Annotated in this window: 20 protein-coding genes; 9 read left to right on the top strand and 11 right to left on the bottom strand. The window is 60.7% G+C overall.

The window, feature by feature from the left end; all coding sequences use genetic code 11:
* Positions 1-34: 34 nt before the first annotated feature.
* Entirely contained in the window at positions 35-850 is an 816-nt protein-coding gene (locus tag HU743_RS17980) for a M48 family metallopeptidase (protein ID WP_186650267.1), read from the bottom strand.
* A gap of 258 nt (positions 851-1,108) precedes the next feature.
* Between HU743_RS17980 and HU743_RS17975 the strand changes: the two genes are divergently transcribed.
* Positions 1,109-3,250, top strand: coding sequence for a methyl-accepting chemotaxis protein (locus HU743_RS17975; protein ID WP_186650264.1), 2,142 nt, complete (start codon positions 1,109-1,111; stop codon positions 3,248-3,250).
* Positions 3,251-3,362: 112 nt separating this feature from the next.
* On the opposite strand, the gene HU743_RS17970 is transcribed toward HU743_RS17975, so the two are convergent.
* The 3 genes from HU743_RS17970 to HU743_RS17960 are packed head-to-tail and all read right to left on the bottom strand — an operon-like array spanning position 3,363 to position 4,481.
* Positions 3,363-3,986 (bottom strand): SOS response-associated peptidase, encoded by a 624-nt coding sequence (locus HU743_RS17970; protein WP_186619792.1) that lies wholly within the window; start codon positions 3,984-3,986, stop codon positions 3,363-3,365.
* A gap of 35 nt (positions 3,987-4,021) precedes the next feature.
* Positions 4,022-4,288: a DUF2007 domain-containing protein gene (locus tag HU743_RS17965; protein ID WP_186650261.1), complete on the bottom strand. Its 267-nt coding sequence runs from the start codon at positions 4,286-4,288 to the stop codon at positions 4,022-4,024.
* A 10-nt stretch (positions 4,289-4,298) separates the two neighbouring features.
* Positions 4,299-4,481: a CPXCG motif-containing cysteine-rich protein gene (locus tag HU743_RS17960; RefSeq protein WP_186650258.1), complete on the bottom strand. Its 183-nt coding sequence runs from the start codon at positions 4,479-4,481 to the stop codon at positions 4,299-4,301.
* 142 nt (positions 4,482-4,623) lie between these two features.
* Here HU743_RS17960 and HU743_RS17955 point away from each other — a divergent pair, with 142 nt between their 5' ends.
* Positions 4,624-5,787: a 1-acyl-sn-glycerol-3-phosphate acyltransferase gene (locus tag HU743_RS17955; RefSeq protein WP_186551190.1), complete on the top strand. Its 1,164-nt coding sequence runs from the start codon at positions 4,624-4,626 to the stop codon at positions 5,785-5,787.
* A gap of 132 nt (positions 5,788-5,919) precedes the next feature.
* Here HU743_RS17955 and HU743_RS17950 read toward each other — a convergent pair whose 3' ends face one another.
* Positions 5,920-6,198, bottom strand: coding sequence for a hypothetical protein (locus HU743_RS17950; RefSeq protein ID WP_186551189.1), 279 nt, complete (start codon positions 6,196-6,198; stop codon positions 5,920-5,922).
* A 193-nt stretch (positions 6,199-6,391) separates the two neighbouring features.
* Between HU743_RS17950 and HU743_RS17945 the strand changes: the two genes are divergently transcribed.
* Positions 6,392-6,598 carry a hypothetical protein gene (locus HU743_RS17945; protein WP_186636861.1) on the top strand — a complete coding sequence of 69 codons (207 nt, stop codon included), beginning with the start codon at positions 6,392-6,394 and terminating at the stop codon, positions 6,596-6,598.
* Positions 6,599-6,791: 193 nt separating this feature from the next.
* On the opposite strand, the gene HU743_RS17940 is transcribed toward HU743_RS17945, so the two are convergent.
* Positions 6,792-7,376 (bottom strand): YajG family lipoprotein, encoded by a 585-nt coding sequence (locus HU743_RS17940; RefSeq protein ID WP_186551188.1) that lies wholly within the window; start codon positions 7,374-7,376, stop codon positions 6,792-6,794.
* A 205-nt stretch (positions 7,377-7,581) separates the two neighbouring features.
* Between HU743_RS17940 and HU743_RS17935 the strand changes: the two genes are divergently transcribed.
* Positions 7,582-7,815: a hypothetical protein gene (locus tag HU743_RS17935; RefSeq protein WP_186619790.1), complete on the top strand. Its 234-nt coding sequence runs from the start codon at positions 7,582-7,584 to the stop codon at positions 7,813-7,815.
* A gap of 704 nt (positions 7,816-8,519) precedes the next feature.
* Complete coding sequence (mqo, locus tag HU743_RS17930) at positions 8,520-10,028, top strand: malate dehydrogenase (quinone) (RefSeq protein ID WP_186619789.1); 1,509 nt, start codon at positions 8,520-8,522, stop codon at positions 10,026-10,028.
* 194 nt (positions 10,029-10,222) lie between these two features.
* Here mqo and HU743_RS17925 read toward each other — a convergent pair whose 3' ends face one another.
* The 3 genes from HU743_RS17925 to HU743_RS17915 all read right to left on the bottom strand — a co-directional run bounded on the left by HU743_RS17925 (position 10,223) and on the right by HU743_RS17915 (position 11,772).
* Positions 10,223-10,510 carry a PA4642 family protein gene (locus HU743_RS17925; protein ID WP_186650254.1) on the bottom strand — a complete coding sequence of 96 codons (288 nt, stop codon included), beginning with the start codon at positions 10,508-10,510 and terminating at the stop codon, positions 10,223-10,225.
* A gap of 63 nt (positions 10,511-10,573) precedes the next feature.
* Positions 10,574-11,053 carry a hypothetical protein gene (locus HU743_RS17920; RefSeq protein WP_186650251.1) on the bottom strand — a complete coding sequence of 160 codons (480 nt, stop codon included), beginning with the start codon at positions 11,051-11,053 and terminating at the stop codon, positions 10,574-10,576.
* A gap of 161 nt (positions 11,054-11,214) precedes the next feature.
* The gene (locus HU743_RS17915) at positions 11,215-11,772 is read right to left on the bottom strand and encodes a hypoxanthine-guanine phosphoribosyltransferase (protein WP_016773231.1); all 558 of its coding nucleotides are present in this window, start codon (positions 11,770-11,772) and stop codon (positions 11,215-11,217) included.
* A 176-nt stretch (positions 11,773-11,948) separates the two neighbouring features.
* Here HU743_RS17915 and upp point away from each other — a divergent pair, with 176 nt between their 5' ends.
* Both upp and HU743_RS17905 read left to right on the top strand, forming a co-directional pair.
* Positions 11,949-12,587, top strand: a complete 639-nt coding sequence (gene upp, locus HU743_RS17910; protein ID WP_090286199.1) for a uracil phosphoribosyltransferase — start codon at positions 11,949-11,951, stop codon at positions 12,585-12,587.
* Positions 12,588-12,589: 2 nt separating this feature from the next.
* Positions 12,590-13,864, top strand: coding sequence for a uracil-xanthine permease family protein (locus HU743_RS17905; RefSeq protein ID WP_186551183.1), 1,275 nt, complete (start codon positions 12,590-12,592; stop codon positions 13,862-13,864).
* A 165-nt stretch (positions 13,865-14,029) separates the two neighbouring features.
* On the opposite strand, the gene hemH is transcribed toward HU743_RS17905, so the two are convergent.
* Entirely contained in the window at positions 14,030-15,055 is a 1,026-nt protein-coding gene (gene hemH / locus HU743_RS17900) for a ferrochelatase (protein ID WP_186650248.1), read from the bottom strand.
* Positions 15,056-15,068: 13 nt separating this feature from the next.
* Positions 15,069-15,971 (bottom strand): TIGR01777 family oxidoreductase, encoded by a 903-nt coding sequence (locus tag HU743_RS17895; protein WP_186650245.1) that lies wholly within the window; start codon positions 15,969-15,971, stop codon positions 15,069-15,071.
* A gap of 197 nt (positions 15,972-16,168) precedes the next feature.
* Between HU743_RS17895 and HU743_RS17890 the strand changes: the two genes are divergently transcribed.
* Together HU743_RS17890 and HU743_RS17885 are read left to right on the top strand one after the other, a co-directional pair.
* On the top strand, positions 16,169-17,155 hold the full coding sequence (locus tag HU743_RS17890; protein WP_186650242.1) for an FAD-dependent oxidoreductase: 987 nt from the start codon (positions 16,169-16,171) through the stop codon (positions 17,153-17,155).
* Positions 17,152-17,367 carry a TIGR02450 family Trp-rich protein gene (locus HU743_RS17885; RefSeq protein WP_186551179.1) on the top strand — a complete coding sequence of 72 codons (216 nt, stop codon included), beginning with the start codon at positions 17,152-17,154 and terminating at the stop codon, positions 17,365-17,367. The genes HU743_RS17890 and HU743_RS17885 overlap by 4 nt, the downstream gene beginning before the upstream one ends.
* Positions 17,368-17,449: the final 82 nt, after the last annotated feature.

The raw sequence follows: 17,449 nt of genomic DNA, 5'->3' as shown, positions 1-17,449 counted from the left end.
CCACGCACATCTGCTTTAGCTTGCAGCTTGCAGCTTATCGCTTGCTGCTGTTGTAAAGCGGCATGACTTTCGGAATCGCCGCCTGCAGCGAGGCAATCCGGCTGGTGGAAGCCGGGTGAGTGCTCATGAATTCCGGTGGTGAACCCTCGGAAGCCTTGCTCATCTTGTTCCACAACGTAATCGCCGCGTTCGGGTTGTAGCCAGCGCGAGCGGCCAGCTCCAGACCGATCAGGTCGGCTTCGTTTTCGTTGGCGCGGCTGTTGGGCAGCGTCATGCCGTAGTTGGCCACAGTGTCGGCCAGCGCCAGGCTGTCCTGACCCAGACCGAACAATGCGCCGGCACCCTGCTTGGCCATCTCGATGCCATAGGCCTTGGACATCGCTTCACGCCCGTGCTCGCGCAACGCGTGGGCGATTTCATGGCCCATGATGGCGGCGATTTCATCGTCGGTGAGTTTCAGACTGTCGATCAGCCCGGTGTAGAAAATGATCTTGCCGCCGGGACCACAGTTGGCGTTGAGCTCATCGCTCTTGATCAGATTGACTTCCCATTGCCATTGCGCCGCATCCGGACGGAAGTTCGGCGCCTGGGCGATCAGACGATTGGCGATGGCCTGCACCCGCTTGGCTTCCGGGCTGCTCTTGTCCAGCACGCCTTTGCTCGACGCCTCGCCGATGGTCTTCTGATAGGACTGCGCGTACATCTGGTCGACCTCTTGCGAGGACAGCATGCTGAACATGTATTGCTTGCGCTCCACCCCGACGGCGCCGCCGCTGGTGGTGTTGACCGACTGACACCCGGCCAGCAGCAGCGCTGCGCTCAGTGCACTTACAACCAATGTCTTGTTCATTCAAAAGCTCCCTGAAAACCTGTCGCGTATCCTAGGCGGGTAATGGTATCGGCGCCAGAGACAACAGACGTGTTGCAGCGACTTTCAGACGTTTCCCGCCATGCCCGCCGAAAAACTGCATAGCCCCGACACAACCACTGCGTCGCGTACCGATCCATTTGCGACGTCCGGCCGCTCATTCCGACCAACGCCGCTCATGGCCCTGCCGGCACCGCCGATAAATCCCTCGCAGATTGTCCTCTTGCGTGCGGAGTTCCCATGAAGTTCAAGTCGATCCAGTTTTCCGTCGCCGCCCTGGCCGGCGCCATCGTCCTCAGCGTGGTCGCGGCGCTGGTGCTGTATGCGCTGTTTGCCGGCGCACGCACGCAAGAGATGGTGCAACAGCGCACCCAGGTGCAGTTCGAGCAAGTCATCGAGCAGCGCCTGACCTCGCTGGCGCAGACCCAGGTCAGCCAGATCCAGCGCGAACTCGAAGCGCCGCTGCTGATTGCCGGTGGCCTGGTGCGGGTCAATGCCCTGCTCGGCACGGCGGGTGCCGATGGCCAACCGCGCCTGAGCATCAGCCGTGAGCAACTGATCAGCCTGATCAAGGAAAACGTCGAAAAGAACCCGAAGATTCTCGGCACCTATATTGGCTGGGAAAAAAACGCACTGGACCACAATGACGCGGCCTACATCGGCAGCGCCGTGGTCGGCATCGATCCCGCCAACGGACGCTTCCTGCCATGGTGGTTCCGCAACACCGACGGCACTCTCGGCGTGGATAAACTGGCCGATGTCGACGATCAGAAAACCCTGTCCACCGGCGTGCGCGCCAGCGAGTACTACCTGTGCTCGAAAGAAACGAAAAAACCCTGTGTGATCGATCCGGCGCCCTACAAGGTCGGCGACAAGATCGTCATGCTCGCCTCCTTTATCGAACCGATCATGGTCAACGGCGCCTTCCAGGGCATCGTTGGCGCTGACCTGTCGGTGAACTTCATTCAGGACATGCTCCTCGCCGCCAACCAGAAACTCTACAGCGGCGCGGGTGAAATGGCGCTGATCGGCGGCAATGGCCGCATCGTCGCCTACACCAGAGACTCGAACAAATTCGGCGAAAAAGTCAGTGACATCCTCGATGCCGAACAGACCGCCAACATGGCCAGTCTCAAGCGTGGCGAAGTCACCTACTCGGTCAACACCGACAAGGGCCGCATCGAGCTGTACCTGCCGTTCGGCATCGGCCAGACCGATGCACGCTGGACGCTGATGCTGCAACTGCCGCTCAACGCGGTCATGGCTGATCTGCAAAACCTGCAGGCCGAACTCGATGCCCAACGCAAATCCGACACCTTTGGCATGGCCATGGTCGGTTTGATCATCGCGGCTGTCGGTCTGCTGGTGATCTGGCTGGTGGGTCACGGCATCGCGCGGCCCCTCAAGCAGATGGTCGCCATGCTCGACGATATCGCCCAGGGCGAAGGCGATCTGACCCGCCGCTTGAGCAGCGATCGCAGTGATGAGCTGGGCTCGATTGCCAAAGGCTTCAATACCTTCCTTGCCAAGTTGCAGGCGATGATCACGCAAGTGGTGACCTCGGTGCAGAGCGTCAGTGATTCCTCGGAACACACGGCCGACATCGCGATTCGCACCAACATCGGCGTGCAAAAACAACTGGCCGAGATCGATCAAGTGGCGACAGCGGTCCAGGAAATGACCGCCACCGCCCAGGACGTGGCGCGCAATGCCACGCAAGCGGCGCAAGCGGCCAGCCATGCCGATCAGGCCGCCAGCCAGGGCATGCAGATCGTCCGCGACACCTCGAACTCGATTGGCGTGCTCGCCGTGGAAATCGGCAAGGCGGTCGATGTGGTGCAGACCCTGGCCAAGGACAGCGAAAACATCAACGCGATCCTCACGGCGATTCGCGGGATCGCAGAACAAACCAACCTGCTGGCACTGAACGCCGCGATCGAAGCGGCGCGGGCCGGTGAACAGGGGCGTGGTTTTGCCGTGGTTGCGGATGAAGTGCGCAATCTGGCGCAGAAAACCCAGAAGGCCACCGAAGAAATCCAGGCGATGATCCAGCAGTTGCAGCAAGGCACCCGCGATGTGGTGCGGGTCATGGAGGACAGCCAGAACCGCACCGACGAAAGCGTGCAACACGCGGCGAAAGCGGCCGAGGCGCTGGAGACAATTACCCAGGCCGTGTCGGTGATCAACGACATGAACACGCAAATTGCCAGTGCGGCCGAGGAACAAAGCGCGGTGGCCGATGACATCAACCGCAATGTGATCAATATCGGCCAGGTGGCGAACGAAGTGGCCGGTGGCGCGGATGAGTCGAGTTCGGCGAGTGCCAGTTTGACCAAACTGGCCGAGCAGCAGCGGCGGTTGATCAATCAGTTCAAGGTCTAAAGACGCCGGAAGGTTCTTCGAACCTTATCGCGAGCAGGCTCACTCCTACATTTGGAATGCGTTCCCATGTAGGAGTGAGCCTGCTCGCGATAAGGCCCTTGCGGGCAGTGCATCACCCCGGGGTCAAACACTCCGGCCCATTGAGCTTCGGATCATTCACCAGATTCGCCAGCACCCGCTCACGCAGCGCCGCCGGCTCACTGGCGAGCAATCCCTGCAACACATGCAGCGGCGTCTCGGGATCGAGCCATGCCGCCTGCCCCGCCTCATCGAGAATCAAAGGCCGGCGCTGACTGGCCGCCGGCTGGGTAATCACCGCCGTGCTCAGCCAGACCTGTTCCTGCACCGGATACGCCTCCCAGATCGCCGCGAAAAACAGCGATGAGCCCTCTCCCGGCGTCAGCCAATAGGGCCGCTTGCGCTGGGTGCCGCGCCATTCGTAGAAACCGTTGGCCGGCAGCAGGCAGCGACGCAGGCGCAGCGCCTCACGGAACATCGGCTGCTCGGCCACGGTTTCGGCCCGGGCATGGGCGGGGGTTTTCGACAGGTCGGTCAGCCACGGCGGCGTCAGACCCCAGCGCGCACGGGCCAATGTGCGCTCGCCGTCTTCAGCGGCGCGCAGCATCAATACCGAATCATTGGGGGAAATGTTCCACTGCGCCTGCTGATCGGCGGGAAAACCTGGCAGGGCCGCGAAATCGCGGTTCCAGCGAAACAGGGCATAACGTCCACACATGGGGCAACACGACTCTTGATCAAACGAACGTCAGCCTAACAGACCAGCGTCCCGGGGAAGCTCTCCGGTTCGTCGCCGGGCAGCGGCAGCGGCAGCGCGGCATTGTACGCGGTGATCAGCTCGCGGGCGTATTCGGCCTGATCGTTATCGACGGACAGGCCGAGCAGGCCGAAAATCGGCAGTTCGCCCGTGCCGCCTAGCAGATTCTGCCCGACCAGATGCGCCTCGATGCCTTCGCTGGCGAGCATGCCCTTGAGCATTTCGCCTTCCATCAGGCTGGCCGGTTCGTAGATTCGCTGCATGAGCGCCCCCTCATTCGTTTTCGCTGAAGACTTCCAGGTGCCATTCTTCACCATGCACCTGCAAAACAAACGTGATCGGTCGGCAGCACACCTGACAGTCCTCGATATACGTCTGATCGCCGCCGGACAGATCCAGCGTAGTCTCGACTTCCTCCCCACAATACGGACATTCATACTCAGCGGCTTCCAGCATCGCGGTCTCCCAGGTGACTTGTGCGTATAATCGCCGGTCTATTTGCAGGGCTATTTTTGTCTGGCTACTTTTTCAGACCGTGCCCTGCGGGTTTTCGATCAAACCCCTAACTTACCCTAGCCGTTTCCAACAAGAGAGCATGATGGGCGAATTCGATGCCATCCGACCTTACGACGACAGCGAAGTACCTGCGGTACTGGCAAGGCTGCTCGGCGACAAGGCGTTTCTAGATATCCTCACCCACTTCCGCTTCCCGCGTTTTGCCGGTGCCTTCGGCTGGATGCTCAAACCTCTTATAGCCCATCGGCTGCGTCGTGAGTTTGCCGACGTGACGTCCGTGGCTACCTTACAGGACAAAGTCGAGTTCTACGTCGACCACACCATCGAGCGCGCCACCGACGGCGTGACCTACACCGGGGTCGAGCAATTCAAGTCCGGCAGCGCTTATCTGTTCATCGCCAACCACCGCGACATCGTCATGGACCCGGCCTTCGTCAATTACGCCGTGTACCACGCGGGCCTGCCGACGCCGCGCATTGCGATTGGCGACAACCTGCTGCAAAAGCCGTTTGTCAGTGACCTGATGCGTTTGAACAAGAGCTTTATCGTCCACCGTTCGATCACTGGCCGCCGCGAGAAAATGGCCGCCTATCAACTGTTGTCGGCCTACATCAACCACTCGATCCGCAACGATTGCGCCTCGATCTGGATCGCTCAGGCCGAAGGCCGGGCGAAGGATGGCGATGACCGCACCGAGTCGGCGATCCTCAAGATGTTCCACATGAGCCGCAAGGACGAGCCGTTCGGTGAAGTGATTCGTTCGCTGAACCTCACGCCGGTGTCGATCAGCTATGAATACGACCCGTGCGACCAGGCCAAGGCCCGCGAGTTGTACATCCGCGCCACCACCGGCACCTACACCAAGGCGCCCGGTGAAGATGATGTGAGCATCGCCAAGGGCATCACTGGCTACAAGGGCCGGGTGCACGTGAACTTCGCTGCGCCGATCACCGAGTTGTTCGAAGACACCAAACAATTGGCGATCGAGATGGACAAGCAGATTCTCGGCGGCTATCGGCTGTTCCCGGTGCATTATCTGGCGTATGCACAGTGGGCCGATGCCGATCCGCAATTGAATGTGCCGAAGGCGGCCGAAGTCTTCCCGGCGGACGAACTGGCCAAGGCGCAGGAAGAATGGCAGAACCGGCTGGACGCCTGCCCCGAGGAGCATCGTCCGTACCTGGTGCTGCAATATGCGACGCCGGTGCGTAATCAGTACCGGGTCAAGGCCGGGTTGCCACTGTAAGCAGTTATGCCAAACATCTCTGTGGCGAGGGAGCTTGCTCCCGCTGGGCTGCGAAGCGGCCCCAGGAGTTTGTGAGCGCTGCGCACTCAAGCGGGAGCAAGCTCCCTCGCCACAGAGGTTTTGTATTCAGCTTTAGAAGCGCGTGCTGATCCAGGAGACGATCAGGGCCAGCCCCAGGCAGGCGAAACCGAAACGATAGAAAAACCGGTTCATGCGCAGCGTCGCCCAATCCAGAATCGGCTCGACATTCGGCTGCGCCTGACGCTGTGCGGCAAGACTGGCCTGCGCGCGTTGCTCACGGCGACGGGTTGCGTGCAGCAGCCAACTGCCGGGGAACGCGAGCAGCAAGGCCAGCAGGTTGATCAGTTTGGCGGGATGGGCGGTAAACAGCGTCATCAAGTGCAACGACATCACAGACCTCAATTTAAATCGGTGTGGCAGGCGCCAGATCGACGACCGCGGCGCGAATTCTACCCAAACCTGGCCACCCTGCCCCGGCCTTTGCGATAAATAACCTGACAATCGACCGATGGCTGTCCTGTGTCACGGCACCGTCATGTGGATGCTTCACCCTGCGCGCCTCGAAACACACATGGAACGGGACATGCTGCACGCTGAAAACCAGGATCGCCTGTACCTCATCACCCCTTACGACGAACAGCAAAGTCTGGTCGGCAGCCTTGCCTTCAATGTGCAGGATCGCCATTGGCTGGTGTATTGCGCGCTGGGCGGGCATCAGCATGCGGACTTGCCCGAGACTGATTGGCTGACAGGGGTGAGCGTGCTGGACTTCTACTCGCAGGCTGCCTGACACACCACCGTTCCCCTGTAGGAGTGAGCCTGCTCGCGATAGCGTATTGTCAGCCAGCATTGATGTTGCTGACAGAGCGCCATCGCGAGCAGGCTCACTCCTAGAGGGGGCGGTGGTGAATCAAGAATATCGGCAGGCACAAAAAAGCCCGGAACCATCACTGGCCCCGGGCTTTTTCACAGCTGCCGATAACTTACTCGGCCAGCACCTGACCCACGGTCGGATCCTTGAACAGACGTGTCAGCGCATCGCTCAACACATCGCTGACCAGTTTAGTGTTGGTTTCCTGGTTCGGCGCCATGCCGAAGCGCTGGTCCAGCGAAGCGCCGTAACGGCCACTGTAACGACGGTTGGCGTTTTGCACGTCAGAGCGGAAGGTCGCGCCGATGGTCGCCTCGGTCACGTACATGCCTTCTTTCGGCGACTGATATTTCAGCTCGGCCAGGGTCACGGTCAACTGCGGCGCGTTCGGCGCGTTGTTGGTCGGGGTGAACCCCAGCAAACGCACAGCGGCTTCAGCCTGGGCCTGCAGCTTGGGCAGGATCTGCTCGCGCTGCACGGTGATGGCGCTGGTTTCCGGGTACAGACCGCCACGGGTGCCCAGGGTTGGCGAAGGACGGCCGTCGACGACACGCACGACCACAGGCTGGCCGCGACCGACCGGTGCCAGTTGCGTGGTCAGCTTCGGCTCCGGATTCAGTTGTTGCGGGCTGTGGGCGCAGCCGGCCAGGGTCAAACCGGCGACAGTGATCAAACCGAACAACAGGCGTTGCAACATGCTCTTCTCTCCAGAATCAGGCACAAACAGGCCGGCAGTATAGCGGTGGGCCACTGCAGCTCACCAGCGGGACGCGGTGAATACTGAAATGTCTGACACACCCCGGCGAAGGCGGTTCCTGTCATACATTCTTCACCATCCATACACCGCGACGTCATGGCTCGCCGGCAAGCTTTGAAACAGTCCTCCTTCAAGGAACTCTGCCATGCGTTATCTGATCTCGCTGTTCGCGCCACGCCCGCTGCACCGCAGCTTCGCCCTGCTCGATCGCAACGGTCACTGCCAGGCTTTCAAACAGTGCAGCCTGCAACCGATGGGTGACGGCTGGGTGGAAATCGAAGAAATCCGCCTGACCTGGTTGAACCAGCCGCTGCCCGCCAGCGCCCGGGTGGTAGCGCGACAAATGCGCGCACGGCCCCAGGTGCAGTTGAGCATCTGACCGGATACCTAATAAAAGTCATTAAACACGAGCAACTGCGCGCATTTCTTCGCTACAATCTCCCCCCGATTATAAGGACGTCTCCTGATCGGGCCCCGCAACAGCGTCAATGCGCTTGCATCGACATCAAAATCGCCCACAGAGAGCCGCCCACACAGATCGAGTGAAGTTGGCGCGCTTGCCTGTTCTTCCGGCAAAACCCCTGCTTTTCGCGAATCTGCAGAGCTGTCATACGCTCGGCCACCGCGTTGTTTTGCCCTTGCGGGCAGGTGCCAGGCCAAGGCAGCCCTTTTTTGAGGTTCACGTCTTCAAAAGAGCGTGAAAAAAACGGGTTTTCACAACTTCACAAGAGTGTGGCGAGCAAATGAATAGTTTTGCGTCTGAACATGCACCATTAGCGTCTGAAACAGCCCAACGACACAGGACCGGGTATACCTCGAACATCGGAGCCTGAAGCCTGTCCGCTACGGATTTGGTTGCACGAAAACGGATGTCTCGACCATAAGTCGAATTGCCAGCCCTGCGCGAAAATGCGTTCATTGAACGCTTGAAACCAGGCCGCACGCATCCGTCGAAGTTGCGAAAAATTGCGAAGATTCGGACATGGCGAACCTGACCACGGATAGCCCGGGCCACTGACCTGCCCTGGAACGCCTGGCAGCCATGCCGACAATTTGGTGCTGCAGATTTGGGAGACGCGTTAAATGGCGCATAACGAAGCAGTCGACGTAGTTCTGGTAGGGGCCGGCATCATGAGTGCCACCCTGGCCGTGCTGCTCAAAGAGCTCGACCCCGCGATCAAGCTGGAAGTCGTCGAGCTGATGGATTCCGGTGCCGCGGAGAGTTCCAACCCGTGGAACAACGCCGGTACCGGCCACGCCGGCCTGTGCGAGCTGAACTACACGCCGCAGGCGGCCGATGGCAGCGTCGACATCAAGAAAGCCGTGCACATCAACACTCAGTTCGAGGTGTCGAAGCAGTTCTGGTCGTACCTGACCAAAAAAGGCACGTTCGGCTCGTGCAAATCCTTCATCAGCCCGGTCCCGCACCTGAGTTTCGTGCAGGGTGACAGTGGTGTGTCGTTCCTCAAGCAACGCTTCAACGTGTTGAGCAAGCACCATGCGTTTGCCGACATGGAATACACCGAAGACAAAGGCAAGATGGCCGAGTGGATGCCGCTGATGATGCCGGGCCGCTCGCCAGACGAAGTCCTTGCCGCCACTCGCGTGATGAACGGCACCGACGTCAACTTCGGCGCCCTCACCAACCAGTTGCTCAAGCACCTGACCAGCGCGCCGGACACCCAGGTCAAATACTGCAAGCGCGTTACCGGCCTCAAGCGCAACGGCGCCGGCTGGACCGTCAGCATCAAGGACGTCAACAACGGCAACACCCGTGAAGTCGACGCCAAATTCGTCTTCCTCGGCGCCGGTGGCGCGGCGCTGCCATTGCTGCAGGCCTCGGGCATCGAAGAAAGCAAAGGCTTCGGCGGCTTCCCGATCAGTGGCCAGTGGCTGCGCTGCGACAATCCGGAAGTGGTCAAGCAGCATCAGGCCAAGGTCTATAGCCAGGCTGCCGTAGGTTCGCCACCGATGTCGGTGCCGCACCTGGACACCCGCGTAGTCGATGGCAAGAAATCCCTGCTGTTCGGGCCATACGCCGGCTTCACCACCAAGTTCCTCAAGCACGGCTCCTTCATGGACCTGCCGCTGTCGGTGCGCGCCGGCAACATCGGGCCGATGCTGGCGGTGGCAAAAAACAACATGGACCTGACCAAGTACCTGGTCAGCGAAGTGATGCAATCGATGGAACAGCGTCTGGAATCCCTGCGCCGTTTCTACCCGCAGGCGAAAGCCGAAGACTGGCGCCTGGAAGTGGCGGGCCAACGGGTACAGATCATCAAGAAAGACCCGAAAAAGGGTGGCATCCTGCAGTTCGGCACCGAACTGGTTGCCGCGAAAGACGGCTCCCTCGCCGCCCTGCTCGGCGCATCGCCTGGCGCGTCGGTGACTGTTTCGATCATGCTGGAACTGATCGAGAAGTGCTTCCCGGCCAAGGCGTCCGGCGAGTGGGCGGCCAAACTGGCGGAAATCTTCCCGGCCCGTGAAAAGGTGCTGGAAACCGATGCTGCGCTGTATCGCAAGATCAATACGCAGAACAACATTGCGCTGGAACTGGTTGAAGAAAGCAGCGAGACACCAAGCTTCGCTTGATCGCGCCGCATGAAAAACGCCCCGTACTCATTGAGTGCGGGGCGTTTTTTTTACCCGAAATTTGAAACCTGACCTCTGTGGCGAGGGAGCTTGTCGAATCGTCGCACCGTCCCGCTGGGCTGCGCAGCGGCCCCGACATCTTGTGAGCGCTGCGCACTCAAGCGGGAGCAAGCTCCCTCGCCACAGGGATGGCGCTAGGCGCGGTATTTCTCAACAAGCTCAATGTAATCCGGGGCATTACGCTGATCCTTGATGTGATCAACAAAAGTCTTGCCCTGCGCGTCCTTGCCATCGAGGTCGTAACCTGCCGCGACGAAGAAGCCCAGAAAACGCTCGAAATCATCGATGCGCAGCCCACGGTAGGCCTTGATCAGTTTGTGCAGCGACGGCGAAGTGGCGTCGACCGGCTCAAAATCGAGGAACAGCTTGATCTGCTCATCGCCGATCTCGTCACCAATCACTTGTTTCTTATCTTTACGCATTGCCGACTCCAGCTCGCAGACATCATACGGGGCCGGCAGTTTACCCCTGCCCGGCCGCCCGGCTCAACGCGCTCGCACCGCGCCGGTGTGCAAATCGGCCCAGATGTGGCCGTTGGCGTAACTGAGGAACTGCACATACACCGTGTCGTTGCGCAGCAGGTCCATCACCACGCGGTATTGGGCGAGCGGGTAAAACAGCGTCAGGGTTTTGCTTTTGTCGTCGTAAAGCGGCTTTTTCAGGCTCTTGCTTTCGCCATCGAAACTCACCAGCACCTGATTGATGGTCGCGCCTTTATTCAGCGACTTGCCCTTGAGGCGAATCAACAACGACGAAGTGACCGGAATCGGCTGCTGATTGGATTGCCGCTGCGCACCGACCACCACGGAATATTCGCTGACCTGCAGCAGTTGCTGCTGCTCGGGTTCGGCGTCGCGCAGGGTCAGGTCGTCCGGCGGCAGGAATTGACTGTGCATGGGCGCGGCGGCCAGCGGCAGGCTGAGAGTCAGAAAGAGGGCGGCGAGGCTGCGGGTCAAGAGGCGCATGACAGGCTCCGGGGGGCGGGCCGAGCACTCTAGCATGGGTATCACACAAACAAATGTAGGCCTTCGCCTGCTCGCGATAGCGGTCTGTCAGCAACGTAGATGTTGGCTGGTATGACGCTATCGCGAGCAGGCTCACGCCTACAGGGGGATGGTGCAGAGGATTACATGCCTTTAACGGCGTAGATCCCATTGGCGTTGCGCCAGTAGCCCTTGTAGTCCATGCCGTAACCGAAGATGTAGCGGTCGATGCACGGCAGGCCGACGAAATCGGCTTTCAGGTCCGGACGCGCCTTGCGGTCGTGGTCCTTGTCGATCAGCACGGCGGTGTGCACTTTGCGCGCGCCGGCGTGTTTGCAGAAATCGATGATCGCGCCCAGGGTGTGACCTTCGTCGAGGATGTCGTCGATGATCAGCACGTCGCGGTCGATGAACGAGACTTCCGGCTTGGCTTTCCAGAACAGGTCGCCGCCGCTGGTTTCGTTGCGATAGCGGGTCGCGTGCAGGTAGGACGCTTCCAGCGGGAACTGCAGATGGGTCAGCAGTTTGCCGGAGAAGATCAGGCCGCCGTTCATCACGCAGAAGACCACCGGGTTGCTGTCGGCCAGTTGTTCGTTGATTTGTGCACCGACGCGGGCGATGGCCGCCTCGACTTCAGACTCGGTGTACAGGCAGTCAGCCTCTCGCATGATTTGACGGATATGCTCGAGATCAGCGGACATGGCGCTCTCCAGGGGTTGGCGGGTGGGGGGCATGGTTGCGAAAAGCGGGCAAAGGTACGCATCTCGCAGGACCGAATCAAGCTCTTATGGACTAACGTACAGAATGTCCTATAGGACATCACTGTCGGATAGATTAATCTAGGCCGGTTTTTTTGCCCGCCGCCGGAGCCTTTCCCATGCCCATCCTCGAGATCCGCCATCCGCTGATCCGTCATAAACTCGGCCTGATGCGCCGCGCTGACATCAGCACCAAGAATTTCCGCGAGCTCGCTCAGGAAGTCGGCGCCCTGTTGACCTATGAAGCCACCAAAGATTTGCCGCTCGAATCCTACGACATTGCCGGCTGGTGCGGCACCGTGTCGGTGGAGAAGATCGCCGGCAAGAAGATCACCGTCGTGCCGATCCTGCGCGCCGGCATCGGCATGCTCGAAGGCGTGCTGAGCCTGATCCCGGGTGCCAAGGTGTCCGCTGTGGGCGTTGCCCGCAACGAAGAAACCCTGCAAGCCCACACGTATCTGGAAAAACTGGTGCCGGAAATCGACGAACGCCTGGCCATGATCATCGACCCGATGCTCGCCACCGGCAGTTCCATGGTCGCGACCATCGACCTGCTGAAAAAGGCCGGTTGCCGCGACATCCGCGCCATGGTCCTGGTGGCCGCGCCGGAAGGCATTGCCGCCGTAGAAAAGGCGCACCCGGACGTGACCATCTACACCGCGTCGATCGATGAACGTCTGAACGAGCACGGCTACATCATCCCTGGGCTTGGCGACGCCGGTGACAAGATCTTCGGCACCAAGCAGAAGGACGCGTAAGCATGCAGCAAGAGTTCAACGATCCGCTCTGGCGCACGGTGCTGTCCGGCGCCCAGATGCTGTTCGTGGCGTTCGGCGCTTTGGTGCTGATGCCGCTGATCACCGGCCTTGATCCGAACGTGGCCCTGTTTACCGCAGGTCTGGGAACGATCCTGTTCCAGATCGTCACCGGGCGGCAGGTGCCGGTGTTTCTGGCGTCGAGCTTCGCTTTCATCACCCCGATCATCCTCGCCAAGGGCCAGTTCGGCCTCGCCGCGACCATGGGCGGGGTGATGGCGGCCGGTTTCGTCTACACCTTCCTGGGCCTTGCCGTGAAGATCAAAGGCACCGGTTTTATCGACCGTTTGCTGCCTCCGGTGGTGATTGGCCCGGTGATCATTTCCATCGGCCTGGCCATGGCGCCGATCGCCGCGAACATGGCGATGGGCAAGGCTGGCGACGGCACCGAGCTGATCCACTACCAGACCGCCATGTTGATCTCGATGCCGGCACTGCTGACCACGCTGATCGTAGCGGTGTTCGGCAAAGGCATCTTTCGTCTGGTGCCGATCATCTCCGGTGTGCTGGTCGGTTTTGCCATGTCGTTTTATTTCGGCGTGGTCGATACCGCGAAGATTGCCGCGGCGCCTTGGTTCGCCCTGCCGCACTTCACCGCGCCGGAGTTCAACTGGCAGGCGATTCTGTTCATCGTTCCGGTGGCGCTGGCCCCGGCGATCGAGCACATCGGCGGCGTGATTGCCGTTGGCAGTGTGACGGGTCGCGATTACCTGAAGAAGCCGGGCCTGCATCGCACCCTGCTTGGTGACGGCATTGCGACGACCGCCGCTGGCCTGTTCGGTGGCCCGCCCAACACCACCTATGCCGAAGTGACCGGCGCGGTGATGCTGACCAAAAACTACAACCCGAAAATCATGACCTGGGCGGCGATTTTCGCCATCACCCTGGCGTTCATCGGCAAGTTCGGCGCGCTGCTGCAAAGCATTCCGGTGCCGGTGATGGGCGGGATTCTGTGCCTGTTGTTCGGTTCGATTGCGGCGGTGGGCATGAATACCCTGATCCGCCACAAGATCGACCTGGGCGAAGCGCGCAATCTGGTGATCGTCTCGGTGACGCTGGTGTTCGGCATTGGTGGTGTGCTGGTCGGCACCGGCACTGGCCCGGATGACTTCGGCCTCAAAGGCATCGCACTGTGCGCGGTGGTGGCGATCGCGCTGAACCTGATCCTGCCGGGCAATGACGGCTGGAAGCAGAAGAAGGCGGATGAGCCGCTGATTTAAAGATCGGCTCACACCCTGTGGCGAGGGAGCTTGCTCCCGCTCGGCTGCGCAGCAGTCGTAAATCCGGCAAATGCGATTTCCTGTGAAACCGCATCAGCAGATTTTGGGGCCGCTTCGCAGCCCAGCGGGAGCAAGCTCCCTCGCCACAGTTTGTGTTTACTCAGCTCAAAGGGCCAGCGGCGCTCTTTCGCAGAGAGTCGCCAACGCCCTGGCCCATTGCGGGTCGTCGTTCAGGCAGGGCACCAGCACCAGCTCCTCGCCCCCCGCTTCGCGGAACTGTTCTCTGCCGCGATCGCCAATTTCTTCCAGCGTCTCGATGCAATCGGCGACGAACGCCGGGCACATCACCAGAATCTTTTTCACGCCGCTTTTTGCCAGCTCGTCCAGCCGCGCTTCGGTGTACGGCTCGATCCACTTCGCCCGCCCCAGGCGCGACTGAAACGATACCGACCATTTGCCGTCCGGCAAGCCCACGCTCTTGGCGAAGGCGGCGGCGGTGCGGAAACATTGCGCGCGGTAGCAGGTCGCCAACACCGCCGGCGAGGCGGTCTGACAGCAGTCGGCGCCCTTGAGGCAGTGCTTGCCGCTCGGATCGAGTTTGGTCAGATGCCGCTCCGGCAAGCCATGAAAGCTCAGCAGCAAATGATCGTAATCCTGCTGCAGATGTGGGCGAGCGCTGGCGGCCAGTGCTTCGATGTATTCCGGCTGATCGTAGAACGGTTGCAGGATCGATAACTTCACGTCGAGCTTGTTCTCGCGCAGCACGCGTCGCGCTTCTTCGATCACGGTGGTCGTGGTGCTGTCGGCGAACTGCGGATACAGCGGCGCCAAGGTGATTTTCCTGTGCCCTGCTTTCACCAGCCGCAACAGACAGGTTTCGATCGACGGCTCGCCGTAACGCATCGCCAGATCCACCGGGCCGTGTTTCCACGTCTCGGTCATTTGCGCTTGCAAACGGCGGCTGAGCACCACCAGCGGTGAGCCCTCCTCCCACCAGATCGACGCGTAGGCATGCGCCGATTGCTCTGGGCGCTTGATCAGGATCAGCGACACCAGCAGCCGCCGCAGCGGCCATGGCAGGTCGATCACGTACGGGTCCATCAGAAATTGATTGAGGTAGCTGCGCACATCGGCCACGGAGGTGGAGGCCGGAGAGCCCAGGTTGACCAGAAGCAAAGCGTGATCGGTCATGCAACGTCCTATTTCAGAGGCGGCTGGAGAGATCATCCAGGGCCGCGCGTAAATCCGTAAAGCGGAAGGTAAAGCCCGCTTCGAGCAAACGTGCCGGCGTGGCACGCTGGCCGCCGAGCAATAACAGTGACAGCTCGCCGAGCATGACCTTCAGCGCCAGGGTCGGCATCGGCATGAACGCCGGGCGGTGCAAGACACTGCCCAGGGTCTTGGCAAATTCGCGGTTGCGCACAGGTTTCGGCGCGCAGGCATTATAAGGACCGCTCGCCTGATGATGGTGCAGAAGAAAATCAATCAGGGCGATTTGATCGTCGATGTGAATCCACGGCATCCACTGCCGACCATTACCCAAAGGCCCGCCCAGCCCGAGCTTGAACGGCAGCAACAGCCGCGACAAAAAGCCGCCCTCGCCCGACAGCACCAGACCGGTTCGCAGCAGCACCACGCGGATGCCGAGGTTCTCGGCGCGCAGGGCGGTTTCTTCCCAGGCGATACACAGCTGGCTGGCGAAATCGTCGATGCCGGGCGGCGACTCTTCTGTCAGCTCGCGTTCGCCACCGTCGCCGTACCAGCCGATCGCCGAGCCGGAAATCAGCAGCGAAGGTTTCTGTGCGCGACTCTCCAGCCATGCCAGCAACGTCTCGGTCAGGGTGATACGGCTGCTCCATAACAACGCCTTGCGTCGATGGGTCCACGGCCGGTCGGCAATCGGCGCGCCGGCGAGATTGACGATTGCGTCCAGCGGCTCCTCGCCGAGGTCCTCCAGACGTGCAATCGCGCGAACGTCTGGCCCGCAAATCTGCGTGACCTTGTGTGCGCGTCGACTCCACACGGTCAGGCGATGCCCCTGCTCCAGCCAGTGCCGGCAGAGCTGACGTCCTATCAAACCAGTACCGCCGGTCAGCAATATGTGCATGACATCTTCCTCGCGTGGCGTTTAACACCGATCACTAGTCTATTTTTATAGGCAGGGATCTTTTCGATCGAGCAGGCTCTATGGTTTAACAATAGGCCAAGCTGTCAGAACGAGAATGCTAGAAGTTATACCAAAAAACATAATTGTACAGGTTTCATCGACGGCGTAGTCTGTACAGAAAGGTAAACGAGGCCCCTATGACTGTACCTATCGCAATCATCGGCACCGGCATCGCCGGACTCTCCGCCGCCCAGGCTCTGACAGAGACCGGGCATACCGTTCAACTGTTCGATAAAAGCCGCGGCAGCGGCGGGCGCATGTCCAGCAAGCGCAGCGACGCGGGTTCGCTGGATCTGGGCGCGCAATATTTCACTGCGCGCGACCGGCGTTTTGTCACGGAAGTGCAACGCTGGCAAAGCAAGGGCTGGGCCGCCGAGTGGGCGCCGCAGCTGTACACCTTTCAGGGCGGGCAGTTGAACCTGTCCCCGGACGAGCAGACCCGCTGGGTCGGCACGCCGCGCATGAGCGCCATTACCCGTGGCCTGCTCGACGGTCTGGACGTGCAGTTTGCCTGCCGGATCACCGAGGTTTATCGCGGTGAAGAGCACTGGCACCTGCAAGACGCCGAAGGCTTCACCCACGGGCCGTTCAGCCATGTGATCATCGCCACGCCAGCACCACAAGCGACAGCGCTGCTGGCGGCCGCACCGAAACTCGCCGGGGCCGCCGCCGGGGTAAAAATGGACCCGACCTGGGCCGTCGCCCTCGCCTTCGAGACACCGCTGGATACACCGATCGAAGGCTGCTTCGTACAGGACAGCCCCCTCGACTGGCTGGCGCGCAACCGCAGTAAACCCGGACGCGACACCACCCTCGACACCTGGGTGCTGCACGCCACCAGCGCATGGAGCCGACAGCATATCGACTTGCCCAAGGAAGCCGTGATCGAGCAACTGCACGGTGCGTTCGCCGAATTGCTGCACAGCGCCATGCCCGCGCCAACCTTCAGCCTCGCCCATCGCTGGCTCTACGCGCGCCCCGCCACCGGTCATGAATGGACGACGCTGGCCGACGCCGATCTGGGCCTGTACGCCTGCGGCGACTGGTGCCTGTCCGGACGGGTCGAAGGGGCTTGGCTCAGCGGTCAGGAGGCTGCACGTCGCTTGCACGAACACCTGCAATGAATCGCATCAACCCGCGCAAATTGCTGCTGTCGAAATGGACAGCAGCCCACCCGCAGAATCGCGAGAAACATTTTCTGGTCACCGAACTGATCCGTGATGAAGACGGCACGGTGCTGGAGGTTGAATTGCAGGCGGTGCTGACCCAGCGCAGCGAGCGCCTGGATTGGCGAACGCTCCAGAACAACGAACACTGGCTACTAGGCTGGAAATAAATTTCTCCCTGTAGGAGTGAGCCTGCTCGCGATAGCGGAATATCAGTTAAGACATTTTCATCTGACACACCGCCATCGCGAG

This window comes from Pseudomonas sp. SWRI99 (assembly GCF_014270125.1).
Lineage (GTDB): Bacteria > Pseudomonadota > Gammaproteobacteria > Pseudomonadales > Pseudomonadaceae > Aquipseudomonas > Aquipseudomonas hamedanensis.
This window is presented reverse-complemented; position numbering and strand designations above follow the sequence as displayed.

Coding starts and splice junctions, on each gene's coding strand:
- HU743_RS17980 (WP_186650267.1), bottom strand. CDS start 850: ATGAACAAGACATTGGTTGTAAGTGCACTGAGCGCAGCGCTGCTGCTG.
- HU743_RS17975 (WP_186650264.1), top strand. CDS start 1,109: ATGAAGTTCAAGTCGATCCAGTTTTCCGTCGCCGCCCTGGCCGGCGCC.
- HU743_RS17970 (WP_186619792.1), bottom strand. CDS start 3,986: ATGTGTGGACGTTATGCCCTGTTTCGCTGGAACCGCGATTTCGCGGCC.
- HU743_RS17965 (WP_186650261.1), bottom strand. CDS start 4,288: ATGCAGCGAATCTACGAACCGGCCAGCCTGATGGAAGGCGAAATGCTC.
- HU743_RS17960 (WP_186650258.1), bottom strand. CDS start 4,481: ATGCTGGAAGCCGCTGAGTATGAATGTCCGTATTGTGGGGAGGAAGTC.
- HU743_RS17955 (WP_186551190.1), top strand. CDS start 4,624: ATGGGCGAATTCGATGCCATCCGACCTTACGACGACAGCGAAGTACCT.
- HU743_RS17950 (WP_186551189.1), bottom strand. CDS start 6,198: ATGTCGTTGCACTTGATGACGCTGTTTACCGCCCATCCCGCCAAACTG.
- HU743_RS17945 (WP_186636861.1), top strand. CDS start 6,392: ATGCTGCACGCTGAAAACCAGGATCGCCTGTACCTCATCACCCCTTAC.
- HU743_RS17940 (WP_186551188.1), bottom strand. CDS start 7,376: ATGTTGCAACGCCTGTTGTTCGGTTTGATCACTGTCGCCGGTTTGACC.
- HU743_RS17935 (WP_186619790.1), top strand. CDS start 7,582: ATGCGTTATCTGATCTCGCTGTTCGCGCCACGCCCGCTGCACCGCAGC.
- mqo (WP_186619789.1), top strand. CDS start 8,520: ATGGCGCATAACGAAGCAGTCGACGTAGTTCTGGTAGGGGCCGGCATC.
- HU743_RS17925 (WP_186650254.1), bottom strand. CDS start 10,510: ATGCGTAAAGATAAGAAACAAGTGATTGGTGACGAGATCGGCGATGAG.
- HU743_RS17920 (WP_186650251.1), bottom strand. CDS start 11,053: ATGCGCCTCTTGACCCGCAGCCTCGCCGCCCTCTTTCTGACTCTCAGC.
- HU743_RS17915 (WP_016773231.1), bottom strand. CDS start 11,772: ATGTCCGCTGATCTCGAGCATATCCGTCAAATCATGCGAGAGGCTGAC.
- upp (WP_090286199.1), top strand. CDS start 11,949: ATGCCCATCCTCGAGATCCGCCATCCGCTGATCCGTCATAAACTCGGC.
- HU743_RS17905 (WP_186551183.1), top strand. CDS start 12,590: ATGCAGCAAGAGTTCAACGATCCGCTCTGGCGCACGGTGCTGTCCGGC.
- hemH (WP_186650248.1), bottom strand. CDS start 15,055: ATGACCGATCACGCTTTGCTTCTGGTCAACCTGGGCTCTCCGGCCTCC.
- HU743_RS17895 (WP_186650245.1), bottom strand. CDS start 15,971: ATGCACATATTGCTGACCGGCGGTACTGGTTTGATAGGACGTCAGCTC.
- HU743_RS17890 (WP_186650242.1), top strand. CDS start 16,169: ATGACTGTACCTATCGCAATCATCGGCACCGGCATCGCCGGACTCTCC.
- HU743_RS17885 (WP_186551179.1), top strand. CDS start 17,152: ATGAATCGCATCAACCCGCGCAAATTGCTGCTGTCGAAATGGACAGCA.